The 16,309-nt window shown below is 68.7% G+C and carries 16 protein-coding genes; 8 read left to right on the plus strand and 8 right to left on the minus strand.

Annotation, left to right across the window (positions count from 1 at the left end):
* Positions 1–108: 108 nt before the first annotated feature.
* Positions 109–1,836 carry an LCP family protein gene (locus AC5ZH6_RS17270; protein ID WP_094600797.1) on the minus strand — a complete coding sequence of 576 codons (1,728 nt, stop codon included), beginning with the start codon at positions 1,834–1,836 and terminating at the stop codon, positions 109–111.
* A gap of 462 nt (positions 1,837–2,298) precedes the next feature.
* Between AC5ZH6_RS17270 and AC5ZH6_RS17275 the strand changes: the two genes are divergently transcribed.
* Positions 2,299–2,628, plus strand: a complete 330-nt coding sequence (locus AC5ZH6_RS17275; RefSeq protein WP_014360644.1) for a transglycosylase family protein — start codon at positions 2,299–2,301, stop codon at positions 2,626–2,628.
* Positions 2,629–2,758: 130 nt separating this feature from the next.
* Here AC5ZH6_RS17275 and AC5ZH6_RS17280 read toward each other — a convergent pair whose 3' ends face one another.
* Positions 2,759–3,976, minus strand: coding sequence for a cation:proton antiporter (locus AC5ZH6_RS17280; RefSeq protein WP_020170693.1), 1,218 nt, complete (start codon positions 3,974–3,976; stop codon positions 2,759–2,761).
* A gap of 104 nt (positions 3,977–4,080) precedes the next feature.
* On the opposite strand from AC5ZH6_RS17280, the gene AC5ZH6_RS17285 reads away from it, so the two are divergent.
* On the plus strand, positions 4,081–4,581 hold the full coding sequence (locus tag AC5ZH6_RS17285; RefSeq protein WP_006367683.1) for an acyl-CoA thioesterase: 501 nt from the start codon (positions 4,081–4,083) through the stop codon (positions 4,579–4,581).
* A gap of 15 nt (positions 4,582–4,596) precedes the next feature.
* Here AC5ZH6_RS17285 and AC5ZH6_RS17290 read toward each other — a convergent pair whose 3' ends face one another.
* Positions 4,597–5,037 (minus strand): Rv0313 family protein, encoded by a 441-nt coding sequence (locus AC5ZH6_RS17290; RefSeq protein ID WP_006367684.1) that lies wholly within the window; start codon positions 5,035–5,037, stop codon positions 4,597–4,599.
* 113 nt (positions 5,038–5,150) lie between these two features.
* Positions 5,151–5,639 carry a MarR family winged helix-turn-helix transcriptional regulator gene (locus tag AC5ZH6_RS17295; protein WP_014360646.1) on the minus strand — a complete coding sequence of 163 codons (489 nt, stop codon included), beginning with the start codon at positions 5,637–5,639 and terminating at the stop codon, positions 5,151–5,153.
* Positions 5,640–5,661: 22 nt separating this feature from the next.
* Between AC5ZH6_RS17295 and AC5ZH6_RS17300 the strand changes: the two genes are divergently transcribed.
* The gene (locus AC5ZH6_RS17300; RefSeq protein ID WP_094600798.1) at positions 5,662–6,930 is read left to right on the plus strand and encodes a multidrug effflux MFS transporter; all 1,269 of its coding nucleotides are present in this window, start codon (positions 5,662–5,664) and stop codon (positions 6,928–6,930) included.
* A gap of 8 nt (positions 6,931–6,938) precedes the next feature.
* On the opposite strand, the gene AC5ZH6_RS17305 is transcribed toward AC5ZH6_RS17300, so the two are convergent.
* Both AC5ZH6_RS17305 and AC5ZH6_RS17310 read right to left on the minus strand, forming a co-directional pair.
* Positions 6,939–7,592, minus strand: coding sequence for a response regulator (locus AC5ZH6_RS17305; protein ID WP_020170691.1), 654 nt, complete (start codon positions 7,590–7,592; stop codon positions 6,939–6,941).
* A gap of 34 nt (positions 7,593–7,626) precedes the next feature.
* Complete coding sequence (locus AC5ZH6_RS17310) at positions 7,627–8,829, minus strand: sensor histidine kinase (protein ID WP_006367688.1); 1,203 nt, start codon at positions 8,827–8,829, stop codon at positions 7,627–7,629.
* 124 nt (positions 8,830–8,953) lie between these two features.
* On the opposite strand from AC5ZH6_RS17310, the gene AC5ZH6_RS17315 reads away from it, so the two are divergent.
* The 4 genes from AC5ZH6_RS17315 to AC5ZH6_RS17330 all read left to right on the plus strand — a co-directional run bounded on the left by AC5ZH6_RS17315 (position 8,954) and on the right by AC5ZH6_RS17330 (position 13,410).
* Positions 8,954–9,874 (plus strand): ABC transporter ATP-binding protein, encoded by a 921-nt coding sequence (locus AC5ZH6_RS17315; protein ID WP_020170690.1) that lies wholly within the window; start codon positions 8,954–8,956, stop codon positions 9,872–9,874.
* Positions 9,874–10,674, plus strand: coding sequence for an ABC transporter permease (locus AC5ZH6_RS17320; RefSeq protein ID WP_014360651.1), 801 nt, complete (start codon positions 9,874–9,876; stop codon positions 10,672–10,674). Before AC5ZH6_RS17315 ends, AC5ZH6_RS17320 begins: the two co-directional genes overlap by 1 nt.
* Before the next feature lie 137 nt (positions 10,675–10,811).
* On the plus strand, positions 10,812–12,257 hold the full coding sequence (locus AC5ZH6_RS17325; RefSeq protein WP_240523963.1) for a S1C family serine protease: 1,446 nt from the start codon (positions 10,812–10,814) through the stop codon (positions 12,255–12,257).
* A 64-nt stretch (positions 12,258–12,321) separates the two neighbouring features.
* A complete protein-coding gene (locus AC5ZH6_RS17330; RefSeq protein ID WP_231386640.1) occupies positions 12,322–13,410 on the plus strand; it encodes a hypothetical protein in 1,089 nt (362 codons plus the stop codon).
* Here the strand turns inward: AC5ZH6_RS17330 and AC5ZH6_RS17335 are convergent.
* A complete protein-coding gene (locus AC5ZH6_RS17335; protein WP_020170687.1) occupies positions 13,332–13,964 on the minus strand; it encodes a TetR/AcrR family transcriptional regulator in 633 nt (210 codons plus the stop codon). The genes AC5ZH6_RS17330 and AC5ZH6_RS17335 overlap by 79 nt on opposite strands.
* A gap of 128 nt (positions 13,965–14,092) precedes the next feature.
* Here AC5ZH6_RS17335 and AC5ZH6_RS17340 point away from each other — a divergent pair, with 128 nt between their 5' ends.
* Positions 14,093–15,190, plus strand: coding sequence for an oxygenase MpaB family protein (locus tag AC5ZH6_RS17340; protein WP_205741420.1), 1,098 nt, complete (start codon positions 14,093–14,095; stop codon positions 15,188–15,190).
* Here the strand turns inward: AC5ZH6_RS17340 and AC5ZH6_RS17345 are convergent.
* Positions 15,154–16,299: an acyl-CoA dehydrogenase family protein gene (locus AC5ZH6_RS17345; protein WP_094600800.1), complete on the minus strand. Its 1,146-nt coding sequence runs from the start codon at positions 16,297–16,299 to the stop codon at positions 15,154–15,156. The genes AC5ZH6_RS17340 and AC5ZH6_RS17345 overlap by 37 nt on opposite strands.
* Between the last annotated feature and the right edge of the window lie 10 nt (positions 16,300–16,309).

Consider the following 16,309-nt stretch of genomic DNA (forward strand, 5'->3'; position numbering starts at 1 on the left):
CCCCGCGTAGGGCTGTACCGGAGTCCAGTGTGCCGATCACCTCGACCCGGCATCGGCATTTCCCGACGAACCCGCCACGCCCCGTCCGTGTGGGCAGGTGGCGACCGGTCAGTCGACGCAGGGAATGGTGCCCGTGTTGACCACGGCCGGGCCGCTGTCGGGCGCGGGTCCGGAGTCGTCGGCACTGGCGTCCTGGGCCCCGTCGGAGGAGTCGTCGGTCGTCGGGGTCGCCTCCGACCCGGAGTCCGACGACGACGCACCGGACTGCGAACCGTCGGACTGGGAACCGCCGGACTGGGAGGTATCGGATGAGGACGGCGCGGGCGCAGCGACCGGCACACCGAAGGCGCGCTGGACCTCGGCGCGGATCGCGACGGGATCGATGATGTTGACGTCTTGATCGTCGACGGTCGCATACCGCACGACGGGCAGGGTCTGGAAGCTGATCTTCTGATCGGGCACGCCGATCATGTCCTGGGCCCAGGACACCACATCCCAGCCCTGGGAGAAGACGACGTCGTCGTCGACGACGCTCATCAGCCGGTTCAGCTTGCCGACGTCGGTGAGCGTCCCGGCGCTCTGCACCTGATGGAGGGCGGAGAGCAGGAAGGCCTGCTGGCGGTGGGTGCGGTCGAGGTCGCCGCGGGTCAGCCCATGACGCTGGCGCACGAAGGCCAATGCCTGCGACGCCGACAACCGATGCATGCCCGCACTGAAGTTCGCGCCCGAATAGTCGTCGGACACCGCGTGATTGAGGCACACCTCGACGCCGCCGAGTGCCTTGGCGACGTCGTAGAAACCGATCAGGCTGACCTCGGCGAATCGGTCGATGGGCACTCCGGTGAGGGTGCGCACCGCCTTGATCGTTGCGGTGCGGCCGGCATCGCGGCCCTTCGCCTCGAGCGTGGCCGGATCGCTGATGCCCTCGTTGGCCAGTTGGTCCTCGGTGGCCGCCTTCGTGCGGCCGTACACCTCTTTGATCTTGGCCTGGGACACGTCGAGATCGGGCGTCTCGACGAGGTCGTCGCGCGGGATGGAGTAGGCGACGATGTTCTTCCGGTCGGCCGGGATGTGCATCAGGATCAGCGTATTGGTGTTGTAGCCGCCTGAGTCGCCGTCACCGGCGTGTAGCTGTCGCATCACATCGTCGGGAAGATCGTTGCCGTTCTTGTCTTTTCGGGTGTCGAGCCCGATCAGCAGGATGTTCTGGGCGCCATCGGTCGACCGCGGCGCACCCTGCAGCGCGTTGGAGTACCCGAGCCCGCCACGAAATGTGCTCGCCCCCATCCACATCGCCCCACAGACGACGAATGCGATGACCGAGCACACCACGACTGCCGCGCGTGCCAGTCCGATCGCGGTCCGGCGGCGCGCGGGCCGCGCGGAATCGTGCGCTGATCGTCGTGGTGCACGACGCCGTGCGGGGTCGGGTTCGACCGAGTGGCCCCGTGCGGTGCCGCTGCGGGCCGGGATGGCCCGGAATGTGCCGGCATCGGCCCCCACCGTGCCGTCGTCCGGTGTCGACGCTGCCGCCCGCTCGTGCGGCCGGGGGCGACGATCCGATGTCGGGGTCGTCGGGATGGGGCGGGTCGGGTCCTCGGAGACCGAACGGCGGGTCGGCTGCGGCTCGGTGGGGCTGACGTCGAGATCGGGGTGATCCGGCACGTCCGGTTCCGCGGGGAAGCCCCCGACCGGCGTCCAGACCGAGGTGTCCTCGTCGGCTCGGCGCTGCGCCGCCCGGCGATACACCTCGCCCGCAGTCGGCCGATCGGGCCGTGCGGCGCGGTGACGTCCGGAGGACGCACGCGACCGACGTCGATCGAACTCGCTGGCCATCCGTTCTCCACTCGTCGTCAGGGCGCCGTTGCGCGCCGCATCATCCCCTGGGGCCGGCGGCGTCGGCACGTAAACCGCGCAAGGCTAACCCCCCGGACTGTGAGGGGACTGAGCACGCGCTCGCCCGCCCGGTCCGACGTAGACGACGAATTGCGCATTCCGCGAGCAACTTTCGACATCAATGCCGCGAAACGGACAGCGACGCAACCGAAAACGCGTGACACGAACCACAAACTCACTGTGCGCTTGGTCACAAAACAAGGGTCCCGCCAACCCCTGGTCGAGGAGCGCGACACGCCGTGATGCGCAGGCATTTCCTGGTCACTTCACAGCGTTATCTCACCGTGATGATTTTCCCGCAGGTCGCAAGCGCGGGCGTGACCTGACCGTTATCGAGCCCGTAGGGTCGCCTCCGGTCCGAGAATCACCTGCCCACCACCGGGCGGATGAGAGGAGGAATGGATGACGACCACCATGAAGAAGCTAGCTGTGCGCGCCGGAGTGATCGGTGCCCTGGCGGTGGCCCCGTTCGGCGTGGCAACCGCGACCGCATCGGCCGACACCGGCCACAACTGGGACGCCGTCGCGCAATGCGAGAGCGGCGGCAACTGGGGCATCAGCACCGGCAACGGCTACTACGGCGGCCTGCAGTTCACCCAGTCCACCTGGGAAGCCAACGGCGGCACCGGCAACCCCGCCAACGCCTCGCGCGAAGAGCAGATCCGCGTCGCCGAGAACGTGCTGGCCACCCAGGGACCGGGCGCCTGGCCGGTCTGCGGTCAGTACCTCTGATCGACAACGACGCAGCACGGATCCGGTATGTCCCGGGTCCGGCCGAGGGGACGATCCACTCCAGGGGTCGTCCCCTTGCTCGTCTCGCGGACTTGCTCGTCTGGCGGGCGCCGAGACGCGGCCCACGGCGTCACGACACCGCGGACGCCGCCGTGGAGTCCTTTGGCGCGATCAACCGAGCAGCCAGCGGGAAGACCAGCACCGTCGTGGCGCCCGCGGCCACGAGTGTGGAGGCCAGCGTCGGTGACATCAGATCGCTGCTCGTCGCGACCTGGGTGACGGCGACGATGATCGGCAGGCCGGTGGCAGCGTAGAGCGCCAGCGAGATGCGCTCGCGTCCGACGCGCAGACTTGCCTCGTGGGTCACCAGCCGCTCGCCCACCCACACCGGGACGCCGCGGGCAACGCCGATACCGACGACCAGGATCACCCACAGCATCGGCGCCGACGCCACCGCCGACGGATCGATGTTCATGCCCGAGGTCACGAAGAAGACCGGGATGAGCAGGCCGAAGCCGATGACCTCGAGGCTCTCGACCACCCGGGTGTCCTCGGGGAGCAGGCGCCGAAGGGCGATGCCGGCGGCGAAGGCACCGAGCACCACGTCGAGATCGAAGACCGCGGCCACCGCCATGAACGCCGCGAGCAGCACCACGACGACGCGCACGGGCAACTGGAAGGTGCCGCCCTCCATCTCGACGAGCGCGGCGCGCAGGGCCGGAATCCGGCCGACTCGTCGCGGTAGCGCGAACAGGACCAGGGCCGCGACGGCGAACAGGGCGAGCACGATCGCCGCTCCGCCGATGTTGCGGCTGGTCAACAGCAACGACATCGCCAGGATCGGACCGAGTTCACCGACCGCCCCGTGGGCCATCACCGCGCGTCCCAACGGCTGTTCGAGTAGCCCGTCGGCCTTGATGATCGGCAGCAACGTTCCCAATGCCGTCGAGGTCATCGCGATCGCAATCGCCACGTGTGCCGTGAAATCGCCCGGCGCCACCAGCAGTGCCACCGCGATCGTCGCGATGAGCAGACTCAGCAGCCAGATCCCGCCCGCGAGCGCACCGGGCTTGCCGCGCAGGATGTGCGGGTCGAGTTCGAATCCGGCGAGCAGGAAGAGCATGCCGAGGCCGAGCTGGCTCACCGCGGCCACCGAGTCCGGATCACCCACGGCGAGGACGTGCGGCCCGAACACCATGCCGAGAATCAGCAGCACCACCACCTCGGGGACGTAGCGGCGGGTGAGTCGGGCGACCAGCGGCGCGGCCACCGCCGCCACCGCGATCCAGAACAGGGTCACCGCGGTGCTGCGGTCGGGATCCGAGGCCGCCTCGGCAAGCACGCTCACCCGCGTTATCCTGCCGCATCGCCCTCGACGTGCCTATCATGACGCGACCACCGGCCCGCCACATCGCACCGTGAGCGCCGGCCCCGATCGCGAGGAGCGCCCCGATGACCCCGCCCGCGCAGGTGCCGTCGCCGCCCGACGCGCACATCCATCCGGGAACCGACCGGTCGACGCTGTACATGTCGCTGCTGATGACGCCCGACCTCGCGAACTTCGCCGGAAACGTCCACGGCGGTGCTTTGCTCAAACTGCTCGATCAGGTCGCCTATGCGTGTGCGAGCCGGTATTCGCGCCACTACGCGGTCACCCTGTCGGTGGACCGCGTCATCTTCCGGGAGCCGATCCGGGTCGGTGAACTGCTGATCCTGTCGGCGTCCATCAACTACACCGGTCGGACGTCGATGGAGGTCGGCATCCGGGTCGAGACCGAGTCGATCCAGACCGGCGAGCGCCGGCACACCAACAGCTGCTATTTCACGATGGTCGCGATGGACGACGACGGCCGTCCGTGCGCGGTACCGCAGCTGGTGCCGGAGAACGACGTGCAGCGCCGGCGATTCACCGAGGCGCAGCAACGACGCGAGGCGCTGCGCTCGGCCAAGTGAGTCGCCCGGTGCGGGTCAGCTGTCGGCGGACTCCCCGGCCGCACCGCCGCGATCCTCGTCCTCGCTGCCACTGTTGTCGGCGGCGATCGCCGAACCGCCGAGCGCGCTGACCGCGATGCCGTAGGGCAAGAATCGCACCCGGCGTCGCGGGTCGGTGTTGTGCTGATTGGCGCGCAGGGCGTCGATCTCGGTGGCGAATACCTGTTCCACTCGCGCATCGCCCCGATCGTCGACGTCGAACACCGCCCAGACGCCCGCACCGACCTCACCCGCCGTGGGCGGTTCCGGCTTGGTGCGGCGACCAGAGGTGGCATCGACGAACGTCGAGAACACACTCGACGCCGCCGGCTCGGAGACGAAGCGCCCGAAAACCTGGCGCAAACCGTCGGCGGCCTCCCGGGCGAAGCGATCGAAGTCCTCGGGATCGAATCCGAAGTTCTCGTTGTGACCAGCCATCGTTGGGCCTTCCGTCGTGGCCTGTCGTCGGCGTCAGGCGCTGTGGTCTCCAGTGTGGCGAGCGGGTCCCGACTTCGCCACCGCGATCGGTTCGATGACCGCGATGGATTCGATCACCGCGCCCGCGGCAATCCCTCGTCGAGTGCGCAGAGCACCTCGAGGGTGGTCCGCAGCCGGTCGAGCTCGATCGGCTGCGCACCGGCCGACGTCTCCGCCTCCAGGGCCGCGGACATCGTGTGTGCCCAGAACTCGTGGAGTCGGGCGATGCTGTCGAGGGCGAGGTCGGTCGGATACAGCCGCACCGAGCGGGCATCGCCGGGATCGGGTTCCCGGACGATCATCGCCTTGTCCTCGAGGGAGCGCATGGCGACGCTGAAGTTGCTGCGCTGCAACCTTGTTGCGGTGGCACCCTGAGCCGGGGTGCCGCCGGGGTGACGGTGCACCCACCGCATCACCGCGGCCTCGCTGCCGTTGAGAGGCACCACGCCGGACGGACCGTGCGGCCCGCGGGGCTCGACCTCGCGTGCCACTCGCAGCACCACGTCGGCGATCTCGACGAGGAGTGCTGCTCGTGACCTCGGAGTGCGTTCGACAGGCGGCATATGGGTATGTTCCCATAACCATATGACGTCGTCGACACCACCCGGGATCGCAGCCGAACACAGCGGCATCACCCAACCCGACCTCACCCACCCCGGTGTCACCCGACCGGTCCTGCTCGTCCTGGCCCTGCTGTCGGCGGTGGCTCCGTTCGCCACCGACCTGTATCTGCCGGCCTTCCCGGAGATGACCGGCGATCTGGGCACCGGGGCGACCGCAATCCAGTTGACGCTCACCGCCTTCCTGATCGGTATCACCGCCGGCCAGCTCGCCTTCGGTCCACTCTCGGATCGATTCGGCCGTCGGGGTCCACTGCTGGCCGGGGCACTGCTGTGTGTGGCCTCCGGCGTGCTCGCCGCGCTCGCCCCCACGGTCGGTGTGCTCGTCGCCGCCCGGTTCCTGCAGGGATTCGGTGGTGCTGCGGGCATGGTGATCGGCCGCGCGATCATCTCCGACCTCGCGACCGGACGCGCAGCCGCCCGGGCGTTCTCGCTGATGATGATCGTCGGCGGGGTGGCGCCGGTGCTCGCGCCGCTGCTCGGCGGGTTCCTCGTCGATCCGATCGGGTGGCGCGGAATCCTCGGTGTGGTCCTCGCGATCTCGGTCGTCATGCTCGTCTCGATCGCCTGCGTCATCACCGAGACCCTGCCCCGAGATCGCCGGCTCGTACGCCGCCGCGCCGACCACCCGGGATCGACCCGCGAGCTGCGCCGGCTCGGATTCCTGGGCTACAGCGGCACTTTTGCGTTCTCCTTCGCGGTGATGATGGCCTACATCTCGGCGTCGCCGTTCGTCTATCAGGACATGATGGGGCTCTCCAGCGGCGTGTACGGGCTGGCGTTCGGGGTCAACGCGGCGGGCCTGATGGCCGTCAGCGCCCTGGCCGCGCGTCTGGTCGCCACCCGCGCGGTACGCGGGCTCGTCGCCGTCGGGATCAGCGTGATGTCCACCGCCACCATCGGTTTCGCGCTGCTGGTGGTGACCGGCGCACCGCCGGCCTGGCTGGCGGTGCCATTGTTCGTGATGGTCTCGAGTCTGGGCCTGGTCTTCGGCAACGCCACCGCCCTGGCCATGTCGTCCGTCGGCACCAACGCCGGCGCCGCATCGGCGGTACTGGGCGCCCTGCAGTTCGGGCTCGGTGCGCTGGTGTCGCCCTTGGTGAGCGTCGCCGGACCGGAGACCGCCGGCCCCCTGGCGATCGTCATGCTGGCCTGCGCGGCGATCGCGGTGTGCGCGTTCCTCGCCGCCGGCGCAGCGGCCGAGCCGCCGCACATGGTCGAACAGGCTGTGTGAGAAGAGGTTCAGACCAGACCGGCGTCGTGGACGGCGATCGCCACCTGCACACGATTGGCGGCGCCGAGTTTGCTGAAGATGTGCGAGATGTGCGCCTTGACGGTGGCCACACTCATGTAGAGCTCGGTTCCGATCTCGGCATTCGACGCTCCCTTGGCCAACGCGATCGCCACCTCGCGTTCCCGCTCGGTCAGTCGCGCGATGCCCTCGCGGGCCACGGCCGACCCCGACCGCTGCCCGGAGTCGACGACCTGTTTGATCAGCGCCGCGGTCACCGATGGACTCAGCGCGGGCTGTCCCTCGAGGACATTGCCGATGGCCGCCACGATCTCCTGCGGTGGTGTGTCCTTCAACAGGAATCCGTCGGCACCGACCGCCAGTGCCCGCACCACGTAGTCGTCGGCGTCGAAGGTCGTCAGCACGATGACCGCGGGGGCCGGCTCGGCAGCCTTCAGGGCGGTGGTGGCCGCGATCCCGTCCATCACCGGCATCCGCAGATCCATCAACACCAGATCGACCGGGTCGCTGCGGTGCGCGTCGAGCGCCGCGCTGCCGTTGGCCGCCTCCGCGGCTATCGACAAGCCCGGTTCGCCGCCGAGCAGCAACTTCAGTCCCGACCGCACCAACGGATCGTCGTCGACGATCATCACCCGTGCGACCACCGGCCACCTCCTCGTGTCTCCGTCACCCTGATCATCATGTTCTCGGGTCGTCTCTGGTCGGGTCGTCTCTGGTCGTCACGGCCGGCGGCAGCCAGACGTGCAGGATGAACATCCCGTCGTCGGTGCGGGTCGTCGAGTACCGTCCACCGCTCAACTCCACACGTTCGCCCAACCCGATCAGCCCCAGACCCGACGGCGGCAGCGTCGGTGACCGGTCGCCGATCGGCAGCGGATTGGCCACCAGCAGGTCGATCCCGCCCGAGCGTCCGGGTTCGACGCGCACGGTCACCGCCGACGCCGGTGCGTGCTTGCGTGCGTTGGTCAAACCCTCCTGCAGACAGCGATACAGGGTCCGTGCGGTGGTGGCCGCGACCGTCTGCAGGTCGTCGGTGCGCACATAGCTGACGCGCATACCCGCCGCGCGGCTCTGCTCGACGAGGTCGTCCACGTCGTCGCGGCCGGCCTGCGGCTGTTCCGGGTCGGCATCACCGGGGCCCTCGCGCAGCACCCCGAGTACCTCGCGTAATTCGGTGAGGGCCAGTCGCGAGTTCTCCTCGATCGTCGACGCGGTGTCGTGCACCTGCTCCGGCGTCAGATCGGCACGGTAGGCCAACGCCCCGGCATACATGCTCACCGTCGAGATACGGTGCGCCAGAACGTCATGCATCTCCCGCGCGATCCGCGCCCGCTCGACCGATCGGGCCTGGGCGACCTTCGCCTGCTGCTCCTGCTCGGCCAGCATGGCCCGCGAGCGCCAACTCGCGAGCAGTTCGCGCCGCGACCCGATGTACATACCCCACGCCACCAGTACCGCGGTGATCGCGACGATGAACGAGTATCGCACCAACGGTGACTCACTCGGATCGGGTCGATAGACGAACTCGTCTGCGACCGCACTACACGCGATTCCCAGCACGATCTGCGGCGCGATCTCACGCCACCGCCGTCGAGTGGACAACGAGACCAGCGCCAACGCCCCGGCTCCCGAGGAACTGACCGACACCATTGCGGCCAGGTTGGTCAACGTACACACCAGAACCGGATGGGTTCGGCGCCACCAGGTCGCGACGAAGCACATCACACCGAGGGCCAGATCGAGGGTCAGCCACCAGATCACATGAGCGCCCACATGATCGGTGCGTCCGATCATCGCCACCGCGGAGATCGCCAGCATCAGCAGCAGACGCCACGTATGGCTCCACCAATTCAGCGGCGGCTGATAATCCTCGGGACGCACCCCCTCACCGTAGTGGGGGTGATCCCCCAGCCGCCTGCACCCGACGGCCAGGCGGTATCAGACTTTCGTCGTAGATCGGGTCCATCCTCGCGCCCGATGTGCAGACCCGCCCGGTGCGGCAACGATGATCTCCATGATCACAGTGGAGAACCTCAGCAAGCGCTACGGCGAGTACGTCGCCGTCGACAACGTGTCGTTCGCGTGCCGCCCGGGGCAGGTGACCGGCTTCCTCGGACCGAACGGGGCGGGCAAGTCCACCACCATGCGGGTGATGACCGGACTGACCCCGGCGACGTCGGGCTCGGTGACGATCGACGGGCAGGCCTATCGCGACATCCCCAATCCCGCCACCGAGGTCGGCGTACTCCTCGACGCGTCCGCACAGCACGCCGGACGCACCGGCGAGGAGATCCTGCGCCTGACCGCGATGACCATCGGGGTGCCCCGCACCCGGGTCGATGAGATGCTCGAACTGGTCAGCCTGACACCGCAGGAAGCCGGCCGGCGGGTCCGCAACTATTCCCTCGGTATGCGGCAGCGACTCGGAATCGCCAACGCGCTCATGGGCGATCCGCGGGTGTTGATCCTCGACGAACCCGCCAACGGCCTCGACCCGGCGGGCATCCACTGGATGCGCAGCCTGCTGCGCGGCTACGCCGATCGTGGCGGCACCGTGTTGCTGTCCTCGCATCTGCTGCACGAGATCGAGATCGTCGCCGACGACCTCGTCGTCATCGGCAACGGACGCATCGTCGCGCAGGGCACCAAGGCCGAGTTGCTCGCAGGCACCGGAACCACGGTGCGCTCGCTCGACGACCGGGCCCTTGCCGACGCGCTCGACGCCTCGGGCATCAGCGCGCAGCCGCAGTCCGGCGGCGGACTGTCCACCGACGCCGCCCCCGAGGAGGTGGGGCGGGTCGCCGCGGCGAACGCCATCGTGCTCACGGAGTTGCGCGCCGGCGACGGCGCCAAACTCGAGGAGATGTTCCTCGAACTGACCGCCTCCACCCAACGCGAACAACCGATGACCGCAGGAGCATTCTGATGACCACCCTCACCGTTGCCCCGGCCGCGTCCGCGCCGACGCGCACCGCCGGCATTCCGATGACCCGCCTGGTCCGGGTCGAACTCCGCAAACTCGTCGACACCCGCGCCGGATTCTGGTTGGCCGCATCCATCGGCGTGCTGTCGGTGGTCGTCGTGGTGGCGATGCTGATCGCCAACCGCAACAGTCTGACCAACCTCACCTTCGGCCAGTTCTTCGGCATGATGAACATCCCGCTGGGCATCATCCTGCCGGTGATGGCAATCCTGTTGGTCACCGGTGAATGGAGTCAGCGCTCGGCGTTGACGACGTTCACGATGGAACCGCGTCGCGAACGGATCATCGTCGCGAAACTACTGACCGCACTGATCGCCTCGGTGATCGCCGTCGGCCTCGCCCTCGCGCTCGGGGCGGTGGGCAACGTGATCGCCGGTCTCGCCTTCGCCGATCCGGCCGGAGCATGGTCGTTCACCGCTGCGGGACTGGTGAACTCCTTTGTGCTGCAACTGTTCGGGCTGCTCCTCGGATTCGGCTTCGCCGCGCTCATCCTGAACACTCCCGGCGCGATCGTCGCCTACTTCGTGCTGCCGACCGCGCTGACCCTCGTCAGCCAGCTGGTGCCGTGGTTCCACGACCATCTCGGAGCCTGGGTCGATACCGGAATGACCAACGCGCCCTTCCAATCCGAGCAGTGGGCGAGCGGTGGCGAATGGGCCAAGCTCGTCGTCTCCGGAATCGTGTGGATCGGTATCCCGCTGTTCTTCGGCGTGCTGCGCATCCTGCGCGGTGAGGTGAAGTAGCCGCAGCGGCCGCCACATCGGTACATCGGGACGTCGAGGCGCCCACCGACAACGGTGGGCGCCTCGACAGTGAATTGACAGCCAATTCCACACAATCCTCTCGGATTGCTCTCAGTGACCTTGGGCAACGTGGTCTGGTGACCACAGATCGCCATCCCGACAACCACGTTCCGGGCGAGAGCACCCCAGAGACGCCCACCGCGCCGGTGAGCCCGCCACCGCATGTGCCCGCCGGCGCAACCCACCCGTACGGCCAGCCCGCCGGAGGGTGGGGCCCGACCCCCGGCTACACCCCACCTCCGTCCGGCCCGTACGCGACCGGAGGATACGAGCCTTCTGGGCACCACCCGGGTGGCCACTACCCCACCGGCCCCTCCACCACCGGCCCCTCCACCACCACGCCGATACCCGCCGGAGCCACCGCACGTCGGTCGTCGATGAAACCGATCATCGCGACGGCGGTCATCGCGGGATTGCTCGGCGGCGCAGTCGCTCTCGGCGGAAGCGCGCTCGTCGATCACAGCACCTCGGCGGCACCCCAACTCGCCACCCCGGCCGCGACCACAGCCGCCCCCGCCCAGCCGGGTTCCATCACTTATGCCGCGCAGGCGGCGTCGAAGTTCACCGCCGACATCGAGGTCGCCGGCAGCCAGGGCACCGCGGTCGGCAGTGGCATCGTGCTCTCCCCCGACGGCTACATCCTGACCAACAACCACGTGATCGCCGGAGCTGGTGGCACCTCGGCGATCCAGGTCACCACCGCCGACCAGAAGACCTACCAGGCCTCGGTCGTGGGTACCTCACCGTCCTACGACCTGGCGGTGATCAAACTGCAGAACGCGTCCGGGTTGACCCCGGCAACACTCGGCAATTCGGACGGCCTGCAGGTCGGGCAGCAGGTCGTCGCGGTCGGCAGCCCGGAGAATCTGTCCAACACGGTGACCTCCGGCATCATCAGCAATCTCTCGCGCACCGTGACCGCAGGCGATGAGCAGGGTTCGCAGGTCGCGGTCTACAACGGACTCCAGACCGATACGCCGATCAATCCCGGCAACTCCGGTGGGCCGCTGGTCAATCTGTCCGGCCAGGTGATCGGGGTGAACTCGGCGGTCGACACCGGCCAGGCATCCCAGGGCGGCGTCCAGGCCTTCGGTCTGGGTTTCGCCATCCCCATCAACACGGCTCGGCGCGTCGCCAACGAGTTGCTTGCCGACGGCCACGCGACCAAGCCCGTGCTGGGGGTGACCGGTTCGCTGGCCGAAACCAACGCCGCCGACGTCGAGGGCGCCCAGGTGACCGCGGTGAGCGGGGACGGTGCGGCCGCGGCCGCCGGCATCAAATCCGGTGACGTCATCACCAAGGTGGGCGATCAACGTGTGACCAGCTACGCCGACCTGATGGCCCAGATCCTCACCCACGAACCCGGCTCCACGGTACCCATCACCGTGTCCAGCGGCGGCCAGGAACACACGGTCACCGTGAAACTCGGCAGTGCCGTGGACAATGCGCAGACCACGGTGCCCAGCAACGGCAACGGAAACGGTGGCACCGGCGGCGGCACGGGAGGCCTGCCCTTCCCCTGATCCCCACATCCGATTCGACGGCCTGCCGTGCACCCCGGTGGGTCCGGGTGATCAGATGGTCGGCATGAACTCCAGCGCCACCGGGGACTCGCTGTCCACCGAGATCGCCGCTCTGGCCACCGACGCGGCGCGCTTGGCCGAGCAGTTGGCCGCCGTCTCGGAACCCGATGACGCACTGCGGTTCCAACTCGCCGACGACGCGATACGGCGCGCACGTCTGGATCTCACCTACGCCGACGCCGCGCTCTCCGACGCCGCGCTCGCCGACTCCTCGCCCGCCCGCTCCAGTGATCGCCGGGAGACCGTCCGACTCGTCGTCACCGCCACCCGAGCGCTGTTGCGGCGCACCGCGAACGAGGTGGCGCGAGCGCTGCGCGCCCGACCGCACGCGGTGCTGATCCGCGTGGTCATCACCCTCGCGATCAGCCTGTCGTTGGTGGTCGTCTATCGATCGGTGGGATGGGCGACCTACGAGAAGGCCGGGTCGCTGACCCTGTATGTCTTCGGTGGCGTCGTCGGGAGTGTGGTGTGCACCAACGCCTTGTGCTTCGACGCCGCACGGGTGTGGACCGACATCCGGGCCGGCGAACGTCTGTGGCGAATCCTGGTCGCCAAGAACCTGATGATCCTGATAGGGGTCGCGATAGCGGCCGTACCCATCCTCGCCTACCTCGCCGTCACCACCGATCTCGACCTCGCGGCGATGATCGACCAGTTCGTCGTCATGGTGCTCGTCTGGCTCGGTGTGGGCAACGTGCTCTCCGTGGTCGCGCCGCTGCGACACGAATCGCTCTCGGCGCGGCTTCGCGACGGAACGTGGCGTCCGTATCTGGTGTCGTTCGGCATCTCCTACGTCGTCGGGCTCACGGTGAATCTGATGATCTATTGGCGCCTGTGGGCACGCCAGCTGGCGTCGGAATCGCTGACCGCCCCGTCCTGGACACTGCAGTTGTTGCTGCTGGCCAGCGGTGCGCTGCTGTGGATTTCGTTGACCGTGATCGCGGTGTCGGTGGCCGGCCTCGCACCGGTGCGTGTGATGCTGCTGCGCGAGGTGCTCGCGACCCCCACCACCGATCAGGTACGGGCGGGTGCCGATCGCAGGACGAAGGCGGTCGCCGCGTCGACGACGACGTCGAGATCCGACCCCAGATGACCGCCCAGCCACTGCCGTGCCAGCTCGGCCATCGCACCGGCGAACATCACCGCCCCGACCTGATCGGCCCTCGGACGTGACGTCCGATCCCCTTGGCGCCGAACGGTTTCGGCCAGGACGGACGACATGAGGAGTTCCTCGGTCGCCACGCGACGGGCGGCGAGCACCGGGTTGGCGCGGGCATGGGTGAACAGGATCGCGCCGCGCCGTGGATCGTCGCCGGCATGACCGAGCACGGCGCGGATACCCGCCGCGGTGCGCGATCGCACCGATCGGCCGGCGCACTCGATCGCCGCGGCGACCACACCCGCGAGGTCGGCGGCAACCTCGTCGTAGAGCTCGCCGAGTAACTCGTCGACGTCGGCGAAACTCTCGTAGAAGTAGCGGGAGTTGAGGCCGCTCGCGCGGCACAGCGCCCGCACCGACAGCGCCGACGGGTCGTGACCGAGCAGGTCGGTACCCAGCAGGTCGTAAGCCGCGGCGATCAGCAGCGCCCGTCGTTCGGTACGCCGATCGCTCAACGACACCCCGGCCCATCGGGTCGTGTTCGACATCGTCTCACCGTACGGCGCGTGGCGAGATCACGAAAGGTCTGGTCACAGGTGTGACCAGACCGTAGTCTGGGTACATGCGTGGCCAGAATTTGTCCGGTCGCGCACCACCACGAGCGCAGGGAGAGACGATGAAGACTCCGTCCGCGATCAGGCTGCCCCGCAGCGGCCTGGGATCACTGCCGCTGCCGACCCTGCCGTTGCCGACCCTGCCGCACCAGTGGGTCGGCGACTGGCTCACCGGCTTCTTCGACGCGAACATCCGCGCAAAGTTCTTCCGGGGCATGGAGTTCGAGGAGCCGGCCGGCGATCCGGGATGGTTCGGTCCGGACAGCGCCACCTGGTATGTCCACTCGCACACGCCTGCCCTCGTCTTCGGGTTGCAGTGCGCGTCTTATCTGGAGCGCCTCGACCCGAGCATCTACTGGATGGGGATGCACCACTCCCGGCTGGTGGAACGCTCCGACGACCCGGCCGCACTGCCCCGGATCGATCCCGAGGGTGCATCCGTTCGCTTGGGACACTCGGTCGCCTTCTTCATCGGTACCGCCTACGGCAGCACCGAGACCGCCGAACGACTGGCGCGCACGGTCCGCGCCATGCATCACACGATCAAGGGCACTCGTCCCGACGGCGCCACCTACGACGCCGACGATCCCGAGTGGTTGCGCTGGAATTACGCCACCGTGGTGTGGGGATTGGCGACGGCACACGAGATCTACCATCCGCGGCCGCTGCGCGGTGCCGACCTCGATCGCTATTACGGCGAGTTCATCCGGGTCGGTCATGCGCTCGGAGGCACCGACCTCCCGACCACCAAGGCCGAGACCCTCGAGTGCCTGCGGTCGTATCTGCCGCGCCTGGCGGTGACCTACGGGGCGGCGATGGCGACCGGCACCAACGTGCCCAATCCCGCTGCGGCTGCGGTCGACTGGGCGATTCGCGACACCCTACCCCGGTGGGCGGCGCAACTGGTCATGCATTCCCCACCCCATCCCGTCGAGCGCCGCGCCCGGCGCAGCGCGGTGTGGTCACTGCTCAATGCCGCCCACGCCGGCATCGGCGAGCTTCCGGAGTTCACCGCGGCCCGCCGCCGGGTGGCCGGCGGGACGAGCGCCACCCACACCGAGCCGACACATGTGCCCGGCACCGACCCGGTGCTGGGTCGGGCCGAGATCGAGGCCGAGTTCGCTCAGGCCCGGGCGAGTTTCTCGACCCTCGCCAGATGAGCGTCGGCCGAACCGAATTCGTACTCGATGACGGTCAGTCGCCGGAAGTAGTGTCCGATCGCGAGTTCCTCGGTCATGCCCATCCCGCCGTGCAGCTGCACCGAGTTCTGGCCGATGAATCGTGCGGCCCGGCTGATCGTGGCCTTGGCCGCCGACACCGCCGCAGCCCGCTCGGCGGGTTCGGCGTCGAGCGACAGGATCGCCAGATACTGTGCGGCAACCGCCTGTTCGAGTTCGATGTACATGTCGACCATGCGGTGCGCCAATGCCTGGAAGCCGGCGAGCGGGCGCCCGAACTGCTGACGCTGGGTGGTGTAGGCAACGGTGTCGGCGAGCACCTTGCGCATCAACCCGACCGCTTCGGAGACCACCGCGGCGGTGGCGGTGTCCCATGCGCGTTCGAGTAGCGCGAGCGCGTCGGCACCGCGGGCGATCAATGCGTCGCCGCCCACCTGCACGCCGTCGAGGGTGAGGTCGGCGGCACGGCGGTCGTCGACGGTGCGGAACTCGTGCTGGGTCAGTCCGGCCGGCGTGGCGTCGCCGAGCGGGATCAGGAACAGGCCGATGCCGTCGCGGTCGTCGTCGTCGCCGGAGATCCGCGCGGTGAGGATCAGCTGATCGGCGATCGGGGCGGTGGTGACAACGGCCTTGGCGCCGTGGAGAACCCAGCCGCCGTCGGATTCCTCGGCGCGGGTGGTCACGTGGTGCAGCCGTCCGCCCGAGGTGTCCTCGAGCGCGGCGGTGGCCACGAGGGTCTCGCCCGCGGTCACCGACCGCGCAACCTCGAGTGCACCGTCGTGTCCGGTACGCGCGAGCAGACCGGCGCCGAGGACCACCGTGTCGACGAACGGTTCGACGACGAGGGCGCGGCCGAGCGCCTCGGTGACGACCATCAGCTCCTCGGGGCCGCCGTCGTCACCGCCGACCGTCGAGGGCAGGCAGGCACCGATGACGCCGAGTTCGTCGGCAAAGGCGCGCCAGATCTGTGGTTGCCATCCGTCACCGACCTTGGCGACCTTGCGGCTCTCGGTGAGGTCGTAGCGGGAATCGAGAAAGCGGGTGAGCCCGTCGGAGAGCAGTTGCTGTTCGGCGGTGAGATCGAAATCCATGGTGGGAGAT

The organism is Gordonia sp. YC-XJ4 (genome assembly GCF_059511865.1).